The following is a 23,240-nucleotide window of genomic DNA, read 5'->3' as shown; positions in this document are numbered from 1 at the left end:
ACCAACTATCAATACAAAAAAGGGCGATAACCAATGAGGTTATCGCCCTTTTTTACATTCTACAGCTAAGACAGTCGTTTACTCGGACACTTCCGGACGCATATGCGGGAACAACAGTACGTCACGGATAGACGGTGAGTTGGTCAGCAACATCACCAGACGGTCGATTCCGATACCCTCACCGGCAGTGGGCGGCAAGCCGTATTCCAGTGCGCGGATATAGTCGGCGTCATAGTGCATGGCTTCGTCATCACCGGCATCTTTCTCCGCCACCTGTGCCTTGAAGCGCTCGGCCTGGTCTTCCGCGTCATTCAGCTCGGAGAAGCCGTTGGCGATCTCACGGCCGCCGACGAAGAATTCAAAGCGGTCGGTAACGAAGGGGTTGTCGTCGTTACGGCGCGCCAGCGGCGACACTTCGGTCGGGTACTCGGTAATAAACGTCGGCTGATCCAGGCGGTGCTCGACGGTTTTCTCGAAGATTTCGATCTGGATCTTGCCCAGGCCCCAGATATCCTTGAGCGGAATCTCCAGTCCTTCCGCGACTTTCTTGGCGCTCTCGATATTATCGATATCGGACGCTTTCAGTTCCGGGTTGTACTTCAAAATAGAGTCGAACACGCTGATACGATCGAAGGGCTTGGCGAAATCGTAGCTGCTGTCCTGATACTGGACAGTGGTGCTGCCAAGCACGTCGGTGCAGATGCCGCGGATCATGTTTTCAGTCAGATCCATCAGGTCGTTGTAGTCCGCATACGCCTGGTAGAACTCGAGCATGGTGAACTCGGGGTTGTGGCGGGTGGACAGACCTTCGTTGCGGAAGTTGCGGTTGATTTCGTAAACGCGCTCAAAACCACCTACTACAAGACGCTTGAGGTACAGCTCCGGTGCGATACGCAGGTACATGTCGATGTCGAGTGCGTTGTGATGCGTGACGAACGGACGTGCGGTAGCGCCACCGGGAATAACCTGCAGCATGGGTGTTTCCACTTCCATGAAGTGGTTGTTGTTCAGGTAGCTGCGGATGTAGCTGATCACTTCGGAGCGAATGCGGAATACGTCGCGGGACTCCGGGGTGGCAATCAGGTCTACGTAGCGCTGGCGGTAGCGCATTTCCTGGTCGGCGATGCCGTGGAATTTCTCCGGCAGCGGGCGCAGCGCCTTGGTAAGCAGGCTGTACTCTTCGCAGTTAACGTAGAGGTCGCCTTTGCCGGATTTGTGCAGCTGACCTTTGACGCCGACGATGTCGCCGATGTCCCAGGTGCCCCAGCGCTCTTTAATATCTTTCTGTGCGGTTTTATCCGCATACAGCTGGATGCGGTCAGTTACATCCTGGATGACCATGAAGGGGCCGCGCTTGGCGAGGATACGACCGGCAACGCAGGCGGTATTGCCTTCGGTTTCCAGTTCTTCCTTGCTCTTTTCACCAAACTCTTTTTGCAGGTCGGCGGCGAGGTTTTCGCGGCGAAAGCTGTTCGGGAAGGCATTGCCCTTCTCGCGCATGGCACTCAGTTTGGCGCGGCGCTCGGCGATCAGTTTGTTTTCGTCTTGCTGAGTTGGTGTGTTGCTCATGATCTATCACATGTCTTTTGGGTGTGGTGCGGGCTTCGTAGCTTGTTTTGAGCTCTGTTTGGGCACCGTGGCGGCTGAGCACCGGGTATCCCTTTTCGAAACCGCTGTGAATACGTCCCTGTACGCTGCGTCGGCGACATCCCTGTCGCCGACGCTTTCGAAAAGGGATACCCGGCACTCCACCTTCGATTTGAAGAATATTTACTTCGTGAGCCGAAAGTAGCTAGTGCCGGTTCGCTGGTTGGGCAAAAAATCCTGCCCAACAAACTTCGGCCCTTAAAGGCCTGCCTTCAGGCTCGCCTCAATAAACTGATCCAGGTCTCCGTCCAGCACTGACTGACAGTTGCTGGTCTGGACGTTGGTGCGCAGGTCTTTGATGCGCTGGTCGTCCAGTACGTAGGAGCGGATCTGGCTGCCCCAGCCGATGTCGGATTTGCTTTCTTCCATCGCCTGTTTTTCGGCGTTGCGCTTTTGCATTTCCTGTTCGTAGAGTTTGGCCCGCAGCATTTTCCACGCTTTGTCGCGGTTCTGGTGCTGGGAGCGTTCGCTCTGGCACGCCACGACAATGCCGGATTCAATGTGGGTCAAACGCACGGCGGAGTCGGTTTTGTTGACGTGCTGACCACCGGCGCCGGAGGCGCGGTAGGTGTCTTCACGCACCTGGGATTTGTCCACTTCGATCTCGATGTTGTCGTCAATTTCCGGGGAAACAAAGACGGACGTGAACGAGGTGTGGCGACGGTTGCCGGAGTCGAACGGGCTTTTGCGTACAAGGCGGTGTACGCCGGTTTCGGTGCGCAGCCAACCGAAGGCGTATTCGCCCTGGAAGTGGATGGTGGCACTTTTGATGCCCGCAACTTCGCCAGCGGAGGCTTCTTCCAGCGTGGTTTTGAAGCCGTGGGCTTCGCCCCAGCGCAGGTACATGCGCAGCAGCATTTCCGCCCAGTCCTGGGCTTCGGTGCCGCCGGAGCCGGCCTGGATGTCCAGGTAAGCATTGTTGGGGTCGGTTTCACCGGAGAACATGCGGCGAAATTCGAGGGTTTCCAGTTGCTGCTGGAGGCTCTCAAGCTCACTGGCCACTTCGGCGACGGAATCCTCGTCGTCCTCTTCCACGGCCATGTCGAGCAGCTCGCGGCTGTCGCTGATGCCACTGTCGAGATCTTCGATGGTTTTGACCACAGCCTCGAGGGTGGAGCGCTCACGGCCCAGATCCTGGGCGCGATCGGGGTCGTCCCAGACGCTGGGCTCGGCCAGCTCCAGTTCGACTTCGGTCAGGCGTTCTTTCTTGCCAGCGTAGTCAAAGATACCCCCTGAGAACGTCGGTGCGCTCTTCGAGGTCTTTCAGCTGGTTGAGAAGCGGATTGATTTCCATAGCTAGGTCGGCTTCTGTCGGTTAAATCGGGCGCGCATTCTACCTCAGGCGGCCCGTAGACATAAGGGGGCATGACCTTTCGGAGTGATCCGGGAAATCATGTTGGGAGCAGTGTCTTGAGCTACAGGACGAGCCAGCGCTAAAATGGCCTGACCAATACAAACGATGATCAGGCCAATTTTTGTGCGGAGCTGATGCCATGGCAACGAATACTACTTCCCCCTTTCGCTTACTTAGCGGCGCGCTTGTGGCCCTGGCACTCCCGCTTATCGCTCTTTCCGCCTGTGCGACGCCATCAGCGCTGACCATTGACGCAGTGGTCGGCAAGGTCCAATTCAAATCTGGCAAGGCTTACCCCACGATTGCTGATGCCCTGGCGGCAGCACCGGAAGATGGAACAGATCGCTATGTGATTTACCTACCGGAGGGGCGATATGAAGAAAAAGTGCTGGTAAGCAAGCCCAATATCCACCTTATCGGAGCTGGCCGAGACAAGACCATCATCCGCTACGGAGACTACGCGGGGATGCCCGCTCCCGGAGCCGCACCCGGATCGAGTGAAACAATGGGTACCTTTGCCACCGCAACACTGACGGTGGAAGCGACAGACTTCCGCGCGGAGAACCTCACCATTGAGAACAGCTTTGATTTCCTGGCCCAGGACGCGCTACCAAAGGACCACACGGACAGGGTCAACGGTATGCAGGCGGTGGCACTGGAGACGGGTCTGGGAAGCGACCGCTCGGCCTTCCGAAACGTGCGCCTGCTGGGCTACCAGGACACACTGTTTGTACAGGGTGGCCGCAGCTATTTCCTGGACAGCGTGATCGAGGGCAATGTGGACTTCATTTTCGGGGCCGGGCAGGCGCTGTTTGAGAACAGCGATATTGTTACCCGCCCCCGCGGTACCGAGCGCGCCGATTTAGGTTATGTGGGCTATGTAACGGCGCCGAGCACGGATATTAGTAATGAGTTCGGGCTGGTATTTCTCAACTGCCGACTGCTTAAGGCTGAGGGTGTGCCGGCAAATTCATCGCCGCTGGGGCGCCCCTGGCATCCCACCACCACCTTCGCGGACGGCCGCTACGCGGACCCGGATGCGATAGGTGCGGCGGTTTTTATTCGTTCGTATATGGATGAGCACATCCCGGCTGAGGGCTGGGCTTCCATGCGCGGCACCAGCCGCGATGGCACCAAGTCCACGGTATTTACCCCGGAAAGTGCCCGCTTTTTCGAATACGAGAGCCATGGGCCGGGTGCCGCTGTTAATCCGCAGCGTCGTCAATTGAGCAGTGAGCAAGTGAAGCGGTTTACCCGCGAGCGAATACTGGCGGGCTGGAACCCCGGGTTCTGATTACATTAACTTGATAGCCCCGCACCGAGGGCTCACTCACCACTGGCGAGGTGGTCGAGAATACTGCAATTTGGGGAGTCGTCACCGGCGCAGGCGCCTGCCAGGCTGCGCAGACTGGAGCGCATGGCCTGCAGGCTTTTCAGCTGCTGCTCCACTTGCTTCAGTTTTTCCTCCACCAGCACTTTCGCATCGTGGCTGCGACGGGAGGGGTTGTGGTAAAGCCCCAACAAGTCGCGCACCTCCTCCACAGAAAATCCGCAGGCCCGTGCACGCTGGATGAACTGCAGTGTGGCCACATCAGACTGGCTGAACTCGCGATAGCCATTGGGGCCGCGCTGCGGCGTAAGTAGGTTGATGGATTCGTAATAGCGCAGCGCCTTGGGGGTCAACCCGGCGCTGCGAGCGGCCTGGGAAATATTCACAGTGAGCTCCTCACGGCATTCCTGCCCTATCGCAGTAATTCAGCGGGAATTCTGAAGATTGCCGTAAGGGGAAGGTCAAGTCACCCTCAATTGCACTAACTCAAGGGCTTCTTCGGGCCAAACTGTACCCAGTTCAGCGATCCTGCGGCCCGCCAGCCGGCATTTGCGGGCAATCCACAAGTTTGTATTGCCCCTGCTTGGCCGGATCAAAGCCCAGCTCGAGCGCAGCATCGAGAAAACTCGCAGGAATACGATGCATCAATAGATCGCCGGTTGCACCACCACAGACGCTCGGATACATACGGTCGGTGCGTACGCCACAGCGGGACTCCTGCACCTTGATGCCGTTTTGCGCAAGCTCGGCACCACTGGAAGCCAGGCTTTTACCGCCGCCCTCGCACTGGCGATTGCCGCGGGGCTGCATAACCCACAGGCTACTGCTGCCCTGTTGCTCACCGGAGGCGGCATTAGTATCTGTGGCTTCCTGCTCTGACATATCCGAAGCCTTCTGCTCACTGGTCGCTTCCTGCTGTGGCGACGACTCCGCTGACGGCGATTGGGTCTCCGGTTTTTGCGACGAGTCGCAGCCGCCAATCAATGCCATCAGCACCACTACGAACACCGCTCTAATCCATGCGTGACGCATAAACGCTCTCCTTTTCATCATTTCCCCTCTTCCCGGTTTATGGACGAGTCAAGGGCGGGTCACTATTCCATTCAGCTTAGCGCGAGCCAGCCCCCCACGCCCAGCATCAATGTGCCGGCAATGCGGTTCATCAGGCGCACGTTTTCTCCCTTGTGCAGCAGGCGACTCAGGGTACGGCCGCCACTGGCGTATATCAGCATACAGATAAACTCCAGGCTCAGGATAATACAGAGGAGTACCACCATCTGTGCAAGTAACGGCTTGTCCTGATTGATAAACGGTGGCAACAGGGCGATAAAAAAGGCCCAGCCTTTCGGGTTGGCGACGGCGGTTACAAAACCCTGCGTGATCATTGTGAGTGCGGGCATTACAGGCTGTGCCCCGGGCTCTTTATCCGCTGAGGGCTCTACCAGCACCATACGCCCCCGCGCGCGCCACATCTGAACACCAAGATACGCCAGATAGACAGCACCGCAGTATTTGAATACCTGGAAGGCCGTGGGGTGCTTCAGCATAAACGCGGCAATACCCACCACTGCAGCGATGGCCACCAGCGCCACACCGCACAACTCTCCCAGCATCATCCACAGGGTGCGGCGCACCCCGAAAGCCATTCCCATGGTCAGAGCCAGGGTCATACACATGCCCGGCGTAATGGACACAAAAAAGAAGGTCGGCACAAACAGTGCCAGTACGGAAAAATCAATCACGTCACTATCCCGTTATGTACAGCGAGTCTCGATGAATCAGTGATGGGTACCCGCGTGAGTCCCATAGCGACTGAGCAGCATCCCCGCCAGCATCAGCCCACACCCCAGCAACTCGTGCCCGGTGAAGACCTCACTCAGAATCAGCCAGCCGGCGATCAGCGCGAATACAGATTCCAGGCTCATGATTACCGTAGCGTGAGAGGTCGCCGCGTGGCGCAGCCCCAGCAACTGGAAAGTAAACGCGATGGCGGTGGAGAAAATCATCATATAGGCGATAGGCCAGGCCGCATCAACGGCCCCCTGCAGAGTTGCCTCCTCGATCAAAAGCGAGGCGAGTGCAGAAAAAAGCCCGCAGAAAATAAACTGGATGGCCGCCAGACGCAGTGCGTGATAGCGCTGCACCAGGCGATCCGCAGTCAACACCTGTACTGCAAAGGCAAAAGCCCCACAAAACACCAGCAGGTCCCCGATCATCTGGGACTCCTGGGAAAAATCACCCAGTACATAGAGCCCGACAAGGGCAACACCGATACCCGCCCAGGTCCAGCGGTTGGTGGCCACGCCCAGCGACAGGCCAATAACCGACACCAGCAGCATTTCCATACCGGAAATAAAGCCCGCGCGCCCGGCGCTGGTGTACACCAGCCCCCACTGCTGCAAAGCGGCGCCGAGAAACAACCAGAATCCGAGAATCGCGCCTCCGGGCAGGCACTTGCGCCAACCGGTTTTGACCTCGGTGCCCGCCTCCGGTGTGGCCACCTCGCGTTTTGCCGATAGCCAGTACACCAGGGGAATCAGAATCAGGCCACCCAGCAGAAACCGCCAGGCATTGAAGGCCAGCGGAGGCAGGTGCTCCATGGCCATTTTCTGCGGCACAAAAGCGACACCCCAGAAGAGTGCTGCCAACAGCAGTAGAAGTTCGGCGCGCGCCTGTTTTTGATGCATTTGAGTTCCTGATTCACATATCGTAAGAGCCTGCCCTGCAGGCGAACACCTAAACTCAACAAGTGTTCGCCTGCCAGGCAGGCTCCTACCGAAAAAATAGTTTTCAGAGGGGGCGGATATGGCTGACCATCAACTGCAGCGACTGTCGGCCACGGAATTCATTGATATCCAGTTTGAACGCCAGTTGGACTGTCTCCACCTGAGCGGGCCAGAAATCGGTATCGATATTGAAAGCAATGGCATCGATCGCCTGCTGTGGTGCATTGATTGGTGCCACCGTCATTTTCAGGTGTCGATCACCAACAATACGCTGTTGCAGCAACAGGAATTCGCCATCAAATTCCGGCTCGGGAAAAGCCTGCCCCCAGGGTGCACAAGCCCGCAGCAGCGCGGCCGTTTCCATGGAAAATTCGTGTGGCTGCAGTTCGCCATCGGTTTCGATTATCGCCTGCAATTGCGATTCTTTGAGGCGCCCGCGCACAGCTTGCTCGAAAGCGTCGGTAAACGCCTGCAGGTTTTCCGCAGGCAGGCTCAGGCCGGCAGCCATGGCGTGACCGCCAAATTTGCTGATCAGCTGCGGATGCGTTGCAGCCACATCGCTTAACGCATCGCGAATATGCAGGCCTGGAATGGAGCGCGCCGACCCTTTCACCAGGCCATTGTCCCCATCGGCAAACGCGATTACCGGACGGTGAAACTTTTCCTTGATCCGGCTGGCAAGGATACCGACTACGCCCTGATGCCAGGCGCTGTCGTACAGGCACAGGCTCCATGGCAGCCCTTCCTCCGCGAGCTGCAGTTTTTCCAGTGCTGCCATTGCCTCCCGCTGCATCCCCGCTTCAATCGCCTTGCGATCGCGATTGAGACCGTCCAGCTCGGCCGCCAGCTCACGCGCCTCTTGCGGATCGCGGGTCAGCAGGCAGCGGATACCGGTGCCAATATCATCGAGGCGGCCAGCGGCATTGATACGCGGGCCAAGGATAAACCCAATATCAGTGGTGGAAAGCCGCGCGCGGTCCCTCCCCGCCACGTCCATCAGTGCCTGAATACCCGGGCGGCAGCGGCCGGCGCGGATACGCGCGATCCCCTGGTGCACCAACACCCGGTTGTTCTGGTCCAGCGGCACCAGGTCCGCCACGGTGCCGAGGGCGACCAGATCCAGGTACTCCGCCATGTTGGGGGCCGGGATGCCCACCTCCTCAAACCAGCCCTGCTGTTGCAGCACGCTTTTCAGACGACTCAGCAGATAAAAAATCACGCCCACACCGGCGAGGTTTTTGCTCGGAAATTCACAATCGGGCTGGTTGGGATTGACGATGGCGTCGGCATCCGGCAGTTCACTGCCCGGCAGGTGGTGGTCGGTAACGATGACCTTGAGACCCGCCGCTCGCGCAGCCGCCACGCCGTCGATGCTACTGATGCCATTGTCCACGGTGATCAACAGGTCCGGATTATATTCCTGTGCCACCTCGACGATTTCCGGGGTCAGGCCGTAACCAAACTCAAACCGGTTGGGGACGAGGAAATCCACTGGCCCGGCACCGAGCGCGCCCAGTGCCAGCACCGAGAGAGTACTGCTGGTGGCACCGTCAGCGTCGAAATCGCCGACGATCAGAATTTTTTGCTGGTTGCGCACTGCCTCCACCAACAGATCGACAGCGGCATCGACGCCACGCATCGATGCCGGGCTAAGCAGACGGGTCAGCTGGTGGTCCAGAGCTTCCTCGCTGGCCACGCCGCGGCCCAGCAGGACCCGCTGGAGGATTTCTGGTGTGGAGGACGTAAAACGGCCAGAGGATAAATCCACTGGCCGTCTTTGAATAATCGCGTTCATCGCATCCGGTCGTCGTGTTCGGTGGTCGTATACGGTAGCCGAAGCTTCCTGCGCCTGCCGAGCGCACCCGGCAAAACGTCATTCTACCGCCGACCGGCTGCGGCTCAAACGGGGCTTAGCCCAATTGCCTGGAGATAAAATCGTGTACCGCAGAAAGGTCGTTTTGCAGCACTTGCATCCGCTCTTCCCGCTGCAACAGGTCCTGCATATGGTGCGGCAGAGGCACTTCGGTACCCGGCAGGGCTTTGTCGACCGCCTCGCTGAACTTGGCAGGGTGCGCCGTGGCCAAACACACCATCGGCTCCGCTTTGGATTTGCGCGCACGCCGCGCCGCTTCAACACCGATGGCGGTATGCGGATCCAGCAGATACTCGGTGGACTCGAACACCTCGCGGATCACCTCCACAGTGCGCTCGTCCCCTACACGCTCGGAAGCAAACAGGGTACGGGCATTTTCCAGTACGCCCTCATCCAGCTTCAGCGGCGCGCTGCGATCTGCCAGAAGTTCCGCCACGGCATCGCCATTGCGATCGTACAGATCGAACAACAGACGCTCAAAATTACTGGACACCATAATGTCCATGCTCGGCGACAGACTGTGTACCAGTGGCTTCGGTGAGTGGTCGTTGGCGCTGATACAGCGGTGCAAAATATCGTTGGCGTTGGTGGCGATCACCAGCTGATTGATGGGCAGCCCCATTTTGCTGGCGAGATAACCGGCAAAGATATCGCCGAAATTGCCCGTGGGCACGGAAAAATTCACCGGGCGGTGCGGGCCGCCAAGGCTCAGGGCCGCGTGAAAGTAGTAGACGATCTGAGCCATGATCCGCGCCCAGTTGATAGAGTTTACCGCGACCAATCGACGCCCGTCGGGCAGGAAAGACTGGTCGGCAAAACTGGCCTTGACCATATTCTGGCAATCGTCGAAATTGCCCTCGAGTGCAATGTTGTAGACGTTGTCCGACAGCACGGTGGTCATCTGCTTGCGCTGCACCTCGGAAACCCGGTTGTGCGGATGCAGAATGAAAATATCGATATTTTCGCAGTGGCGACAGCCTTCGATGGCCGCCGAGCCGGTATCGCCGGAGGTCGCACCCAGCACCACGACTTTTTCCCCGCGCTTTTTCAGCAGCAGGTCGAACAGCTGACCGAGGAACTGCAGCGCAAAATCCTTGAACGCCAGAGTCGGCCCCTGGAACAGCTCCATTACCCACTCGTTGTGGTCTGTCTGCACCAGCGGGGCAATGGCGGTGTGGCGGAAATTGGCGTAAGCACGATCGATGATGCCACGCATTTCCTCTTCGCTCAGATCTTCTGAAACGAAAGGCCACATAATGCGGAACGCCAGCTCCTTGTAATCCAGCCCGGCCATTTCGGCAATTTCTTCACGACTGAAGCTGGGCAGTTTTTCGGGAACATACAGGCCGCCATCACTGGCGAGGCCGGTGAGAACGGTATCGGCAAAGCTGAGAGACGGCGCGCGGCCGCGGGTGCTGACAAATTTCACGATGTTGTTACTGACTTGAAGAATTCTAGAAAGAGAAAGGAGGTGAGCGCGGCGCCCTCACCTCAAGGTCACATCCCGGTACTCAGCCGAGAGGCTCAACGCGAATGCGCACCACCGGGCCCTGGATACTGTCCAGCGCTTCGATCTGGTTCACCGCTTCCTGTAATTGCGCTTCGCGCGCGCGACTGGTCAGCAGCACCACCGGCACAAGCTCTTCATCTTCCGCGGGCTCGTGCTGGATCAAGGCCTCGATACTGATGCCCTGATCACTGCAAATGGTTGCCACCTTGGACATGACGCCCGGCTTATCAAAGGCAGAAATGCGCATGTAGTAGCTGGTCTCGGCCTCTGCCATGGGCAGAACGTCGTCCAGGTTACCCTGGCTGGCCTGGGTAACACCGGCCAAAGGCACACGCTGATCCGGGCGCACATTCAGCGTGCGCGCCACGTCTACGATATCCGCGATCACTGCAGAAGCGGTGGCTTCGGCACCGGCGCCGGCGCCGTAATACAGGGTCGGGCCCACTGCATCACCGTGAACCAGAACTGCGTTCATTACGCCATTCACATTGGCAATCAGGCGGCGCTGGGGAATCAGGGTCGGGTGGACCCGAAGCTCCACACCGTCATTGGTGCGACGAGCGATACCCAGGTGCTTGATGCGATAGCCCAGCTCATCGGCGTACTGGATATCTTCCTTGGCAACACCGCTAATGCCCTCGGTAAACACCTTGTCGAATGCCAGCGGCATGCCGAAGGCCAGGGAAGCCATGATCACCAGCTTGTGGGCGGCGTCGATACCTTCGACATCAAATGTAGGGTCAGCCTCTGCGTAACCCAGCGCCTGAGCCTGTGCCAGCGCCTCGTCGAAGCTGCGCCCCTTCTCCCGCATCTCGGTCAGGATGTAGTTGCCAGTGCCGTTGATAATACCCGCAAGCCACTGGATACGGTTACCGACCAGGCCCTCGCGCAGGGACTTGATAATGGGGATACCGCCGGCTACCGCCGCCTCATAAGCAATAGTCACGCCCTTGTCGGCGGCGGCGGCAAACAGCTCATTGCCGTGCTCGGCAATTAGCGCCTTATTCGCGGTCACTACATGCTTGCCATTGGCGATAGCGGTCAATACCAGTTCGCGGGCGACGGTGGTGCCGCCAATCAACTCCACCAGCACATCCACATCGGGATTGTTGGCCACGTCGAAGATTTCACGGGTAACGTTCAGGACCGTCATGTCGCAGTCAGGGTTATCACGGCGGGCGCCAACCTGCACGACCTCTACCGGGCGACCACAGCGCGCGGCAATCTCTTCATTATTGCGCGCCATCACATTGACCGTACCGCTACCTACGGTCCCAAGACCACAAATACCGATACGCACCGCAGGCAAACTGCCCTCGGCTCTGGAATTCTCTGAGACTTCTACGTCTCTACGGGTGGCTTCATCGGCAAATGCGCTCACAACTTCCCTCCGCGCATGGATCTAACGCATGACTCTAAAAACAGAAAACAACGCAATAACTGGCGTATATTTCAAAAAAAGGTCGACAACCATACTGAGACAGGGGGGAAATTGTCAATTAAATTGCGCACCCCGGTCATAAATGCGCCAAACCGATCAGGCATCGCTCAGCGAGCCTGGCACACTCAAGTATCAGCTTGCCAGATGCCAGCAGAAATGAAAAAGGGTCGGCAACTGCCGACCCTTTATTCGTCTTCTTATTGCCCCGGGAATTACCCCGAGACAAAAACCTGGCCTGAACCCGTCTTGATCAGACCGGCTCAGATACCCAGCGCTTTGGCCAGGGTTGCCGGCGGAATGTAACCGGGCACCACGGTGCCATCTTCCATCACGATAGTCGGTGTACCACGTACGTCGATCACCTCATTACCCATTTTGTATTGGGCCGCTACCGGGTTGTTTTTACACACCTCCAGTGACACATTCTTGCGGTTTTTGAGGTCGGTCAGGGTCTTGTTCGGGTCATCCGCGCACCAGGCTGTGGCCAGCTTGCGATAACCAACGGAGTTGATTCCAGCACGGGGGAACGCCAGGTAACGCACTTCGATACCGCGACGATTCAGCTCGGGCACGTCTTCGTGCAGCTTGCGGCAGTAGCCGCAGTCCACATCGGTAAACACGTAGATATGCGCTTTGGCTTTCCCTTTAGGGGAAAACACAATCATATCTTTGGTGTCCTGTTGCCCCATCACTTCCGCGCGATGCAGCCCACGACGCTGCTCAGAGAGGTTCACCACCTGTTGCGGCCCCACTTCGAACATGTCGCCGGCAATAAAGTGACCACCGTCTTTTGAGACGAACAGGACGTTGCCGCCGTTCACATCCACCTCATACAAACCCGGTACCGGGCTTTCGCGTACGTCACCAAAGGTTGCCTGTGGGTTGCCGGCAGTCAGCTTGGCCTTGATCTGCTTGGCAACAGCTTCATCCACATCTGCGAACGCTACCTGCCCCAGCAACAGAGAAGTAGAGAGGGCAGCCAGGACGGAGAGTGGCTTGGCAAGAAATGTCATGGTTCGGTTCGCTCCAGATTATTCGTCTTTATCAGACCGCGCGCGCGGTCGAGGGTTCAGCCCAGTATGGCACTTACCACTCGCGCACGAGAGGCCAAGGCGCGTTTTACTACAGGCAGATCACAATTTCCACGAACGGATCACCCCCGAGGATGATGCTCCCCGTGCAAGGCCTGCAAACGGGCCCGCGCCACTGCGGTGTAAATCTGGGTAGTCGACAGGTCAGAGTGCCCCAGCAGTAGCTGCACAACCCTAAGGTCGGCCCCGTGATTCAACAGATGCGTGGCGAATGCGTGGCGCAGGGTGTGCGGCGACAAGGGTTTCTCAATCCCAGCCACTTTTGCCCAGTGCTTGATCCGGTACCAGAAAGTCTGCCGGGTCATGGCATGACCGGAGCGCCCGGGAAAGCAGGCATCGCTCTCCCCCATCGCCAGCAACTGTGGCCTGGCGCTACGCAGGTAGTTTTCCAGCCAGCGCTCGGCCGCCTGCCCCATGGGCACCAGGCGCTCCTTACTGCCCTTGCCGAAAACCCGCACCACCCCCTGGCGCAGATTGAGTTGGGACATATTGAGCTCCACCAGCTCACTGACCCGCAGACCGCAAGCGTACAGCAGCTCGAACATAGCCCGATCACGCAGACCGATGGGGGTTTCTGTGTCCGGCGCTTGCAGCAGCGCCTCCACATCGCCTTCCGAAAGGGATTTGGGAAGGGACTTGGGCATCTTCGGATTGTCGACCAGTGCGACCGGGTCGTGCTCCATCAACCGCTGGCGCAAGCAGTGGCGATAGAAACTGCGCAACGCCGCAAGCGCCCGGGCACTGGAGCGGGCAGACTGGCCGGCGGCGTGTCGCACGCCCAGATAAGAGAGAATATCCTCTCTTGCGACCTGACCGAGATCCTTGCCAATACCCTCACAATAAGAAACAAACGCCCTCAGATCACGCCCATAGGCAGCACGGGTGTGCTCACTGACACCGCGCTCGGCCCACAGCATATCTAGCCAGGCGGTAATCAATTGCGGTGCATCGGAGAAAACATTCATTGCGGCATTAAATCACAGAGCCCAGAAAAATGGGGATACGGCATCGCGGAAGCGGTTTTTTCAGGCACAAAAAAACCGGAGACAAGCTCCGGTTTTTTTGTACTCAGAAAGAAACTCAGCCGAGTTTTTCCTTGATACGTGCAGCCTTACCAGTCAGGTTGCGCAGGTAGTACAGCTTGGCCTGACGAACGTCACCACGACGCTTCACTGCAATGCTATCTACCAGCGGGCTGTGAGTCTGGAAGGTACGCTCTACACCAACACCGTGGGAGATTTTACGCACGGTGAAAGAAGAGTTCAGGCCGCGGTTACGCTTGCCAATTACCACACCTTCAAACGCCTGCAGACGCTCACGGTTACCTTCTTTTACCTTTACCTGAACGACAATGGTGTCGCCCGGGGCAAATTCAGGCAGTTCTGCTTTGAGCTGCTCAGTTTCCAGCTGCTGGATGATTTTGTTAGTCATTTGGAGTTCTCCAAAAGGGTTTATGTAGCCTCACGGCTAGATCACCGAATTACTCTCGCCTCACGGCGAATCCGATATTAATTCTGTTTCCCGGGGGGCGATTCCTGCAGGAACTCTTCCAACAGTTGCGCCTGTTCCGGGGTCAGCGCCAGCTTTTCCAGAAGGTCCGGCCTGCGCTGCTGCGTGCGCCCCAAGGCCTGTTTGAGGCGCCAGCGGCGTATTTTTTCATGGTTGCCGGAAAGCAGTACTTCCGGAACCCGGCTGCCCTGATAATCCTCAGGGCGAGTGTAATGCGGGCAGTCGAGCAGTCCCTGGGCGAAGGAGTCCTCCACCGCCGACTGATCGTGCCCCAGCGCACCCGGTATCAATCGCGTCACCGCGTCTACCAGCACCATGGCAGCGAGCTCGCCACCACTCAGGACGTAGTCCCCGATCGACCACTCTTCATCGATCAATGACTCCACCACGCGCTCGTCCACACCCTCGTAGCGACCGGCCAACAAAACCAGATTGCCACTTTGGGCGAGACTCTCCACACCGGCCTGATCCAGCTGCCGCCCCTGGGGGGACAGGTAGATTGACCGTGTAGGGCCGAGCTCTTCCGCCCAGGCGCGCGCCTCGCGCAGTGCCTGAGTAAGAGGCTCCGCCAGCATCACCATGCCGGGACCTCCGCCGTAGGGGCGATCGTCCACGGTGCGATGCCTGTCACTGGTGAAATCCCGCGGATTCCAGCAGCGCACTTCCAGCAAGCCGTCTTTCACGGCCCGACCACTGATACCATAGTCGGTCAGTGCGGCAAACATCTCCGGAAAGATACTTACCAAGGCCACGCGCCTGGGTATGGCGACACGCTCATCCGTCATCAGAACTCGGGGTCCCAATCGACGGTAATCTGGCCCGCTTTCAGGTCAACACTGGTGATGTATTCGCCAGGCAGATACGGGATCAGGCGCTCGCGCCCGTCGTCTCCACCGCGCACCACCATGACATCGTTGGCACCGGTTTCCATCAGTCGCACCACTTCACCGAAGCGGAATTCGCGACCTTCAAACTGGCTCACCACCTGCAGGCCCTGCAGCTGATGCCAGTAGTATTCACCTTCGTCCAATTGCGGCATTTCACTGCCGTCAATGGCGATATCTCTCTGGCAGAACTGTGCCGCGAGATCGCGGTCGTCCACTCCCTTGATATGTACGATCAGGCCTTTGCCGTGGCGTTTGCCTTGGTCGATCTCAAGAGGTTGCCAGTTCGCCGTTCCCCCTGCCCCTTGCCCCTGCTCGCTACTCTGGCCGGCAGCGGCAAGCCACCAGCGGGAGAACTGCAGGATATTGTCCATCGGCTCGGTAAAGGAGTGCACCTTCACCCAACCGCGTACTCCGTACACTGTGGTAATACGGCCTACGGTAACCAGATCTTCACCAACTACCGAATGCTCAGCCACAGAGATACCCCGGAATACAGACTAATGGGCAGATAGAAATCAGGCAGATTCTTTCAGCAGCTTGCTGACGCGGTCGGAAACCTGTGCGCCCTGGCCTACCCAGAACTCAACGCGTTCGCGGTCAACACGCAGACGCTCTTCCTGACCACGGGCTACCGGGTTGAAGAAGCCAACACGCTCAATGAAACGACCGTCGCGGGATTTGCGGCTGTCGGTCACAGTCAGGTGATAAAACGGGCGCTTCTTCGCACCGCCACGAGCCAAACGAATGGTTACCATGTAGCTATCCTGTAGTTTCAACACTCACCAGTCACCCTTTGTGACCGGTATATCCCGCCTCACGGCGGTATTTCAGACCCTGCCCGACAAAACAGCCGAAACAAAATCTGCTTTTAAATCAACACTCAGCAGCCATAGGGCTAGCTGAAAGGCGGCGTATTCTAATGCACGGTTTACGGTTTGTATAGCGGCGAATAAATACGCCACAACGCCCGAAAATCCGGGACTGTCCGCCAGGGTTACCGGAACAAGAGAGACCCCAACTTACTTTTTACGAAATCCAGGCGGCAGGCCGCCGGGCATGCCACCCAGGCCACCGGCACCGCCCATACCACCAGCGCCGCCGCCCATACCGGGAAGACCACCCAGGCCGCGCATCATCTTGCCCATGCCGCCGCCCTTGAGCTTTTTCATCATCTTGCCCATTTGCTTGTGCTGCTTGAGCAGGCGGTTCAGATCCTGGATCTGCGTGCCCGACCCCGCCGTGATGCGGCGCTTGCGGGAACCATTCAGCAACTCTGGGTTGCGGCGCTCGTCCGGGGTCATGGAACTGATCAGGGCATCCATACGGCGGAATTCCTTACCCATATCCGCCTGCTGCGCTGCCTGGGCCAACCCACCCATACCGGGCATTTTGTCCATTAGCGCACCGAGGCCGCCCATATTCTGCATTTGCTGCAGCTGATCGCGCAGATCTTCCAGATCGAAGCCCTTGCCCTTCTGCACCTTCTTGACCAGCTTTTCAGCCTTCGACTTGTCGATGGTCTGCTCAGCCTGTTCGATCAGGGAGAGAATGTCGCCCATGCCCAGGATGCGCGACGCGATCCGGTCCGGATGGAAGGTTTCCAGCGCATCGGTCTTTTCACCGACACCGATAAACTTGATCGGCTTACCAGTAACGTGGCGCACAGACAGCGCAGCACCGCCACGGGCATCGCCGTCGGCTTTGGTCAGCACCACACCAGTCAGAGGCAGAGCCTCATTAAACGCACTGGCCGTATTCACCGCATCCTGACCGATCATGGCGTCGATAACGAACAGGGTCTCGGCTGGATCCAGCACTTCATGAAGTTCGCGGATTTCATCCATTAATTGATCATCGATGTGCAGGCGACCGGCGGTATCCACGATCAGCACATCGGCGAACTGCTTGCGCGCAGCTTCCACGGCACCTTTGGCGATATCCACCGGCTTCTGATCGGGCTCAGACGGATGAAACAGTGCACCCACCTCACCCGCCAGGGTTTCCAGCTGCTTGATCGCGGCGGGACGATAGACGTCCGCACTCACCACCATGACCTTCTTCTTTTCGCGCTCCTGCAGATACTTGGAGAGCTTGGCCACGCTGGTGGTCTTACCCGCGCCCTGCAGGCCCGCCATCAGGATGACTGCCGGCGGCTGCACTGCCAGGTTCAGCGGCGTGGCCGCCTCACCCATGACCTTGACCAGCTCATCCTGAACAATCTTGACAAACTGCTGACCGGGGTTGAGCGCCTTGCTAACCTTCTGGCCCACTGCCGCGGTACGTACCTGCTGAACAAATTCCTTAACCACCGGCAGCGCCACATCCGCCTCCAGCAGGGCCTTGCGCACTTCGCGCAAGGTGTCGCGGATATTGTCATCCGTCAGACGCGCTTTACCTGTGACTTTTTTCAGTGCCGACGACAGACGGTCGCTCAGGTTATCGAACATATCACCTTCTCAAATCGTAAGAGCCGTGGTGGGCCGGCAACTACCGGTACCCCAAAAACGCGGCAGTATAGCCCAGGCGGGCTTTCCAGCACAGGCGCGCTGTGACACACTGCCCGCCCGGAACCTATAACCTTTACCTATAAAAACAGCAAGACGGAATCACCCTACATGGCGGCGTTCGCCCACTGGACGGCAATTGCACTTTATCTGGCCACTACAGTAGTAGCGGCTGTCAGCCTGTCTCGCCAATCACAAGCGCGCCTGCAGCCCCTGCTGACGGCACTGTTCGCGTGCGCGGTAGCGGCCCACGCCATCACCCTGAGGTTCGTACTGCTGACGGACAATGGCTTTCGATTCGACCTGTCAGCCATGCTGTCCCTGATCACCTGGGCTGTGGCACTGCTGCTGCTTTTTCTTTCCCTCAAGCACAGGCTCACCCTGCTCGTTTTGGCCCTTGCCCCCCTGGCAGCCCTGTCCGAAATGGCAGCGGTACACGCCTGGGGCGGCGTATCACCACAGGCAGATATATCGCCGGGTATTGCCGCCCACGCCCTGCTTTCGATCTCAGCCTACTCCCTGCTGACCCTGGCAACCCTGCAGGCTATCTACCTTTACTGGCTCAACCAGCAGTTGCACAACCACCGCCCATCCGGCATTAGCCGCCTGCTGCCTCCGCTGCAAACTATGGAGAGCCTGCTGTTTGGCCTGGTAGCGTTTGGCCAGCTGCTGCTCACCGCCTCCCTAGTGACCGGTGCACTGTTCGTGGACGACCTGTTTGCCCAGCATCTGGTGCACAAGACGACGCTGTCGATACTCGCGTGGATCCTTTACAGCATCCTGCTCTGGGGCCACTGGAAAAATGGCTGGCGTGGGAATACGGCCGTACGCTGGACCCTGTCTGCTTTTGCGGTGCTGATGCTGGCATTTTTTGGCAGCAAGCTGGCTCTCGAAGTCATTTTCCCCCGAGGCTGAGACTGCCGACTTGCGGCATTCACAGATCTAATCCAATATCGCCCTGATTCAATAGAAAGAGTTCCCCCTTGAACGACCTGCCTCCCGGCCTGTTATTTGGATTAATAGGCCTGCTGATAGTCATTTCCGCCTTCTTCTCGAGCTCAGAAACCAGCATGATGGCCCTGAACCGCTACCGCCTGCGCCACCAGGCGAAGAGCGGGCACCGCGGTGCCAAGCGTGCCACCGAGCTGCTGGCGCGCCCCGACAAGCTGATTGGCGTGATCCTGATCGGCAACAACATGGTGAATATTCTCGCCTCGGTGATTGCCGGTGCCGTGTTTACCCGCCTCTACGGCGAGGCCGGCGTCTGGTATGCCACTGCAGCGCTGACCGTCATCGTGCTGATCTTTGCCGAGGTCACCCCAAAGACCATTGCCGCACTGCACCCGGAAAAAATTGCCTTCCCCGCCAGCGTGATACTGCGCCCCCTGCTGTGGCTGCTGTCCCCCTTTGTCTGGCTGGTCGGAAGCGTGTCCAACGCACTGGCGCGCCTGGTTGGCGTCGAGGCAGGCAAGGAGTCAGAGGCGGAACATCTGGCCCCGGAAGAGTTGCGTACTGTGGTTTTTGAATCCGGCGCCCTGCTACCGACCAAGCACAAAGGCATGCTGCTGAACGTGCTGGACCTGGACCAGGCGACGGTGGAAGACATCATGATCCCCCGCAACGAGGTGATCGGTGTCGATCTGGACAACTCCGCGGAGGAAATACTGCAGCAACTGGCGGAGAGCAGCTATACCCGCCTGCCGGTATATCGTGGCGACATCAATCAGGTGGTCGGCATACTGCACCTGCGCCGCGCGGCGCAGATTCTGCGCGACGGCCCCAAAGACCTCACCGCCGAGACCCTGAAATCCCACCTCAACGAGCCCTATTTCGTCCCGGAGGCCACCCCCCTGCCCACCCTGCTGATGAATTTTCAGCAGAAAAAACGGCGTATGGGGCTGGTAGTGGATGAATACGGCGAGGTAATGGGGATCGTGACCCTGGAAGACCTACTGGAAGAAATCGTCGGAGACTTTACCGCGAGCCCGGTACCCAGCGACGACGAGGAAATTGTCGAGCAGCAAGATGGCTGGTATCTGGTGGATGGCGGTACATCGATCCGGGAAATCAACCGCACCCTGCACTGGCATCTACCCACTGATGGCCCCAAGACCTTTAACGGCCTGATCATGGAGCACCTGGAAAGTATTCCGGAGGGCAATATCAGCCTGTATATCCAGGACTACCTGATTGAAATTGTGGAAGTGTCCGACAAGATGATCACCAGCGCGCGAGTGAAAAAGGCGAGCTAAGCCAGCTCCAACACCTCAGCTCCCGCGCTATATCAGTTCCAGCTGCCGCCTCACCGGCGCAAAACTTTTGCGGTGGGCCGGCGTCGCACCCAGCCTCTCGAGCGCTTCCATATGAACCTTGGTTGGATACCCCTTGTGTCCAGCCAGGCCGTAGCCCGGGTAGACCTTATCCAGCTCGACCATCTCACGGTCTCGCGTGACCTTGGCCAATATCGAAGCCGCAGCAATCGCCGCAACCCGGTCATCGCCCTTCACTACCGTATCACACTCGTAGTGCCAGCGCGGTTTGCGATTGCCATCCACCAGCACAAACTCCGGCTGTACCGACAACTGCTCTACAGCGCGCTTCATCGCCAGCAGACTCGCGTGCAGGATATTGAGCTGGTCGATTTCATCGACGGTAGCGCGAGCGATCGCAAAACTCAGGGCCTTTTCCCGAATTTCATCAAACAGCTGTTCGCGCTTTTTCTCAGACAGTTTTTTCGAGTCAGCCAGCCCGGGAATGGGGTTCTGCGGATCGAGAATCACCGCGGCCGCTACCACATCCCCAGCGAGGGGCCCGCGCCCCACTTCATCGACCCCCGCCAGAAGATCGCCGGAATAGCTGCACACATAGGGTGGGAGGGGGGATTTGGATTTCATTGGAGTTTTTCGAATCAGAGTTATCGATTGATCAGACTGCAGACAGCATCCGCGGCTTTTTCGGAGGCGTCGCGACGCAATTGCTGGTGTAGTTCGCTGAACTCCCTGCGCAGGCGATCACCCAGCAGCGGATCCTCGAAATAATTCAGCACCGCCGCACCCAACGCTTCCGGCGTTGCATCATCCTGAAGGATCTCCGGCACCAGCTCGCGCTGTGCCAGCAGATTGGGAAGGGAAACCCAAGGCGTGTGCAGCATACGAGAGAAAATGGCGTAGGAAAGACTCGCCATCTTGTAGGCCACCACCATGGGCTTGTTCATTAACATGGTTTCCAGCGTGGCAGTGCCGGAGGCAATCAGCACTGCGTCCGCCGCCGCCAGCGCCTGCTGAGACTGCCCATCGAGAATGGTCAGCGGTAACGCCTCTATACCCGGCATATCCGCAATCTGCTGCTCCAGCTGCACTTTTCGCTCGGAACTAGCTGCCGGCAGAACAAATCGCAGGCTGCGCCGGCGCTGGGAACACCAGAGGGCCGCCTGCAGAAACAGGGGCCCCAGCAAGCGCACTTCTCCGCCACGACTGCCAGGCAGTAATGCAACCACCTCATCTTCCGCCGCAAACCCGAGCGCCGTTTTTGCCGCCGACACATCAACATCAAGCGGTATGTCATCTGCGAGCGGGTGCCCGACAAACGTCACCGGCACCTTGTGCTCGCGATAGAATTCGGCCTCAAACGGCAGCAGTGTAAGCATGTGATCCACTGCCCGGGCGATCTTCTTGATTCGCCCCTGGCGCCAGGCCCAGACGGATGGACTCACATAATGCATGGTGGGTATACCCGCAGATCGCAACGATTCTTCAAGCCCGAGATTAAAATCCGGTGAATCGATACCGATAAACAGGTCCGGGGGGTTGGCGATAAAGTGCTGCCGCAGGGAACGACGAATCTTTAGCAGTTCTGGCAGACGCTTGAGGGGCTCCACCAGCCCCATGACAGACAAACGCTCCATCGGGAACATGGAATCGGCGCCAAGAGCCTGCATACGAGGCCCCGCAATGCCCGTGACCTCAACCCGATCAAAGCGCTTTTGCAGCGCCGCAATCAGACCGGCCCCAAGGATGTCTCCCGACGCCTCACCGGCCAGCATGCCGATACGCAGTACATCTCGTTCAGCCACGGACATCCTCAGCGAACAATGCCGCGGGTAGAATTTTGCAGAGAGTCAATCCAAGGCTGAATAACCGCGGATTCCTGACGGAGCTGTGCGAGAGACTCGAGCGCCTCATCGGTGGTCAAACCGCGCCGATAGACAATCTTGTAGGCCTTGTTGATCAGAGAGATATCTTCCCGGCTGAATCCCCGACGACGCAATCCCTCGGCATTGATGGTTTTCGCTTCCGCCGGATTTCCAGCCACCATCACATAAGCGGGCACGTCCTTGCCGATACCTGCCCCCATCCCGGTGAACGCATGCTCGCCGATGGTGCAGTACTGGTGAACCAGCGTGTAGCCGCTCAAGATAGCCCAGTCGCGCACAAACACATGGCCCGCCAAGGCAACGTTGTTGACGAGAATGGTGTTATTGCCAATAACACTATCGTGACCGATATGGGCATAGGCCATCAGCAGGTTATCATTGCCGATGGTGGTTTCTCCGCGATCCTGAACGGTGCCACGGTGAATGGTGACGCCTTCACGAATGACGTTGTTATCGCCAATCACCAGAGTCGTATCTTCGCCCTGATACTTCTTGTCCGGCGTGTCCTGCCCAACCGTCGAGAACTGGTAAATACGGTTGTTTTTACCCAACTTGGTCGGTCCGCTCAGGACAGCATGGGAGGCAATTTCACAGCCATCACCAATTTCCACGTCCGGCCCGATCACACTGTAAGGGCCTATCTTCACGCCCTCGCCAATTTTCGCCGAGCCGTCAACGATCGCCGTCGGGTGAATACTGGTCTGCATTCTGTGGTCTTCTCCTCACCAACTCGGGTTCAGATTTTCTTGACTGCGCAGAGAATATCCGCGGACGCTGCCAGTTCTCCGTCCACACTGGCCTTACCGGCAAATTTCCAGATTCCGCGGCGCTCGGATACCACTTCGGACTCCAGCTGCAAACGGTCGCCCGGAACTACCTGTCGCTTGAAACGCACATTGTCGATACCCGCGAACAAATACAAATAACCGTCTTCCGGCTTCTGACCAAGGGTTTTGAAGCCCAGAATTCCGGACACCTGCGCTAGCGCCTCCACGATCATCACACCGGGAAAAATCGGTACTTCCGGAAAGTGACCATTAAATACCTCTTCATTGATCGAGATATTCTTGTAGCCCTTGATCAATTTGCCCTCTTCCAGCTCAACAACCCGGTCTACCAGAAGAAAAGGATAGCGGTGCGGAAGGTATTGACGAATTTCCTGTACGTCCATCATGACGATATGTCCCCAGAAACCACTTCGGGGCGCCTAACGCC

General features: G+C 58.1%; 23 protein-coding genes. 3 read left to right on the top strand and 20 right to left on the bottom strand.

Annotated features, from left to right (window positions below; all coding sequences use genetic code 11):
* Positions 1–78 precede the first annotated feature (78 nt).
* Together lysS and prfB are read right to left on the bottom strand one after the other, a co-directional pair.
* Positions 79–1,569, bottom strand: coding sequence for a lysine--tRNA ligase (lysS, locus tag LC059_RS04270; RefSeq protein ID WP_226702574.1), 1,491 nt, complete (start codon positions 1,567–1,569; stop codon positions 79–81).
* Between the two features lie 276 nt (positions 1,570–1,845).
* Positions 1,846–2,941, bottom strand: a protein-coding gene (prfB, locus tag LC059_RS04265; protein WP_226702573.1) for a peptide chain release factor 2 whose coding sequence is annotated in 2 segments (ribosomal slippage) — positions 1,846–2,868 and positions 2,870–2,941 — 1,095 coding nt in all. Because the reading frame shifts where the segments join, the coding sequence is not laid out codon by codon here.
* Positions 2,942–3,140: 199 nt separating this feature from the next.
* On the opposite strand from prfB, the gene LC059_RS04260 reads away from it, so the two are divergent.
* Positions 3,141–4,295 carry a pectinesterase family protein gene (locus tag LC059_RS04260; RefSeq protein WP_226702572.1) on the top strand — a complete coding sequence of 385 codons (1,155 nt, stop codon included), beginning with the start codon at positions 3,141–3,143 and terminating at the stop codon, positions 4,293–4,295.
* A gap of 32 nt (positions 4,296–4,327) precedes the next feature.
* On the opposite strand, the gene LC059_RS04255 is transcribed toward LC059_RS04260, so the two are convergent.
* The 14 genes from LC059_RS04255 to ffh all read right to left on the bottom strand — a co-directional run bounded on the left by LC059_RS04255 (position 4,328) and on the right by ffh (position 17,815).
* Positions 4,328–4,717, bottom strand: coding sequence for a MerR family DNA-binding protein (locus LC059_RS04255; protein WP_226702571.1), 390 nt, complete (start codon positions 4,715–4,717; stop codon positions 4,328–4,330).
* A 133-nt stretch (positions 4,718–4,850) separates the two neighbouring features.
* Positions 4,851–5,363, bottom strand: coding sequence for a hypothetical protein (locus LC059_RS04250; protein ID WP_226702570.1), 513 nt, complete (start codon positions 5,361–5,363; stop codon positions 4,851–4,853).
* Positions 5,364–5,434: 71 nt separating this feature from the next.
* The gene (locus LC059_RS04245; protein WP_226702569.1) at positions 5,435–6,073 is read right to left on the bottom strand and encodes a LysE family translocator; all 639 of its coding nucleotides are present in this window, start codon (positions 6,071–6,073) and stop codon (positions 5,435–5,437) included.
* A 36-nt stretch (positions 6,074–6,109) separates the two neighbouring features.
* The gene (locus tag LC059_RS04240) at positions 6,110–7,018 is read right to left on the bottom strand and encodes a DMT family transporter (protein WP_226702568.1); all 909 of its coding nucleotides are present in this window, start codon (positions 7,016–7,018) and stop codon (positions 6,110–6,112) included.
* Positions 7,019–7,121: 103 nt separating this feature from the next.
* Entirely contained in the window at positions 7,122–8,852 is a 1,731-nt protein-coding gene (gene recJ / locus LC059_RS04235; RefSeq protein ID WP_226702567.1) for a single-stranded-DNA-specific exonuclease RecJ, read from the bottom strand.
* 115 nt (positions 8,853–8,967) lie between these two features.
* Complete coding sequence (gene thrC / locus LC059_RS04230) at positions 8,968–10,359, bottom strand: threonine synthase (RefSeq protein WP_226702566.1); 1,392 nt, start codon at positions 10,357–10,359, stop codon at positions 8,968–8,970.
* 82 nt (positions 10,360–10,441) lie between these two features.
* Positions 10,442–11,749, bottom strand: coding sequence for a homoserine dehydrogenase (locus LC059_RS04225; RefSeq protein WP_226703183.1), 1,308 nt, complete (start codon positions 11,747–11,749; stop codon positions 10,442–10,444).
* A gap of 392 nt (positions 11,750–12,141) precedes the next feature.
* Positions 12,142–12,894, bottom strand: coding sequence for a thioredoxin fold domain-containing protein (locus tag LC059_RS04220; protein ID WP_226702565.1), 753 nt, complete (start codon positions 12,892–12,894; stop codon positions 12,142–12,144).
* A 140-nt stretch (positions 12,895–13,034) separates the two neighbouring features.
* Complete coding sequence (gene xerD, locus LC059_RS04215) at positions 13,035–13,937, bottom strand: site-specific tyrosine recombinase XerD (RefSeq protein WP_226702564.1); 903 nt, start codon at positions 13,935–13,937, stop codon at positions 13,035–13,037.
* 115 nt (positions 13,938–14,052) lie between these two features.
* Complete coding sequence (rplS, locus tag LC059_RS04210; protein ID WP_066965310.1) at positions 14,053–14,403, bottom strand: 50S ribosomal protein L19; 351 nt, start codon at positions 14,401–14,403, stop codon at positions 14,053–14,055.
* 77 nt (positions 14,404–14,480) lie between these two features.
* Positions 14,481–15,266 carry a tRNA (guanosine(37)-N1)-methyltransferase TrmD gene (trmD, locus tag LC059_RS04205; protein WP_226702563.1) on the bottom strand — a complete coding sequence of 262 codons (786 nt, stop codon included), beginning with the start codon at positions 15,264–15,266 and terminating at the stop codon, positions 14,481–14,483.
* Positions 15,266–15,844 (bottom strand): ribosome maturation factor RimM, encoded by a 579-nt coding sequence (gene rimM / locus LC059_RS04200; RefSeq protein WP_226702562.1) that lies wholly within the window; start codon positions 15,842–15,844, stop codon positions 15,266–15,268. The genes trmD and rimM overlap by 1 nt, the downstream gene beginning before the upstream one ends.
* A gap of 39 nt (positions 15,845–15,883) precedes the next feature.
* The gene (gene rpsP / locus LC059_RS04195; protein WP_066965320.1) at positions 15,884–16,123 is read right to left on the bottom strand and encodes a 30S ribosomal protein S16; all 240 of its coding nucleotides are present in this window, start codon (positions 16,121–16,123) and stop codon (positions 15,884–15,886) included.
* A gap of 264 nt (positions 16,124–16,387) precedes the next feature.
* Complete coding sequence (gene ffh / locus LC059_RS04190) at positions 16,388–17,815, bottom strand: signal recognition particle protein (RefSeq protein WP_226702561.1); 1,428 nt, start codon at positions 17,813–17,815, stop codon at positions 16,388–16,390.
* A 168-nt stretch (positions 17,816–17,983) separates the two neighbouring features.
* Between ffh and LC059_RS04185 the strand changes: the two genes are divergently transcribed.
* On the top strand, positions 17,984–18,787 hold the full coding sequence (locus LC059_RS04185) for an inner membrane protein YpjD (protein ID WP_226702560.1): 804 nt from the start codon (positions 17,984–17,986) through the stop codon (positions 18,785–18,787).
* A gap of 68 nt (positions 18,788–18,855) precedes the next feature.
* The gene (locus tag LC059_RS04180; protein WP_226702559.1) at positions 18,856–20,124 is read left to right on the top strand and encodes an HlyC/CorC family transporter; all 1,269 of its coding nucleotides are present in this window, start codon (positions 18,856–18,858) and stop codon (positions 20,122–20,124) included.
* Positions 20,125–20,151: 27 nt separating this feature from the next.
* Here the strand turns inward: LC059_RS04180 and rnhB are convergent, their stop codons facing one another.
* From rnhB to fabZ, 4 genes are read right to left on the bottom strand one after another with little or no spacing between them, the layout of a single operon-like run.
* The gene (rnhB, locus tag LC059_RS04175) at positions 20,152–20,766 is read right to left on the bottom strand and encodes a ribonuclease HII (RefSeq protein WP_226702558.1); all 615 of its coding nucleotides are present in this window, start codon (positions 20,764–20,766) and stop codon (positions 20,152–20,154) included.
* A 20-nt stretch (positions 20,767–20,786) separates the two neighbouring features.
* The gene (lpxB, locus tag LC059_RS04170) at positions 20,787–21,914 is read right to left on the bottom strand and encodes a lipid-A-disaccharide synthase (RefSeq protein WP_413231545.1); all 1,128 of its coding nucleotides are present in this window, start codon (positions 21,912–21,914) and stop codon (positions 20,787–20,789) included.
* Between the two features lie 38 nt (positions 21,915–21,952).
* Positions 21,953–22,732 (bottom strand): acyl-ACP--UDP-N-acetylglucosamine O-acyltransferase, encoded by a 780-nt coding sequence (gene lpxA, locus LC059_RS04165; protein WP_226702556.1) that lies wholly within the window; start codon positions 22,730–22,732, stop codon positions 21,953–21,955.
* A gap of 29 nt (positions 22,733–22,761) precedes the next feature.
* Complete coding sequence (fabZ, locus tag LC059_RS04160) at positions 22,762–23,199, bottom strand: 3-hydroxyacyl-ACP dehydratase FabZ (protein WP_078084816.1); 438 nt, start codon at positions 23,197–23,199, stop codon at positions 22,762–22,764.
* Positions 23,200–23,240: the final 41 nt, after the last annotated feature.

It is taken from the genome of Microbulbifer elongatus, from assembly GCF_020524885.1.
GTDB classification, from domain to species: domain Bacteria; phylum Pseudomonadota; class Gammaproteobacteria; order Pseudomonadales; family Cellvibrionaceae; genus Microbulbifer; species Microbulbifer elongatus_A.
The sequence above is the reverse complement of the archived record's forward strand: the minus strand, read 5'-3'. Positions and strand labels throughout refer to the sequence as shown.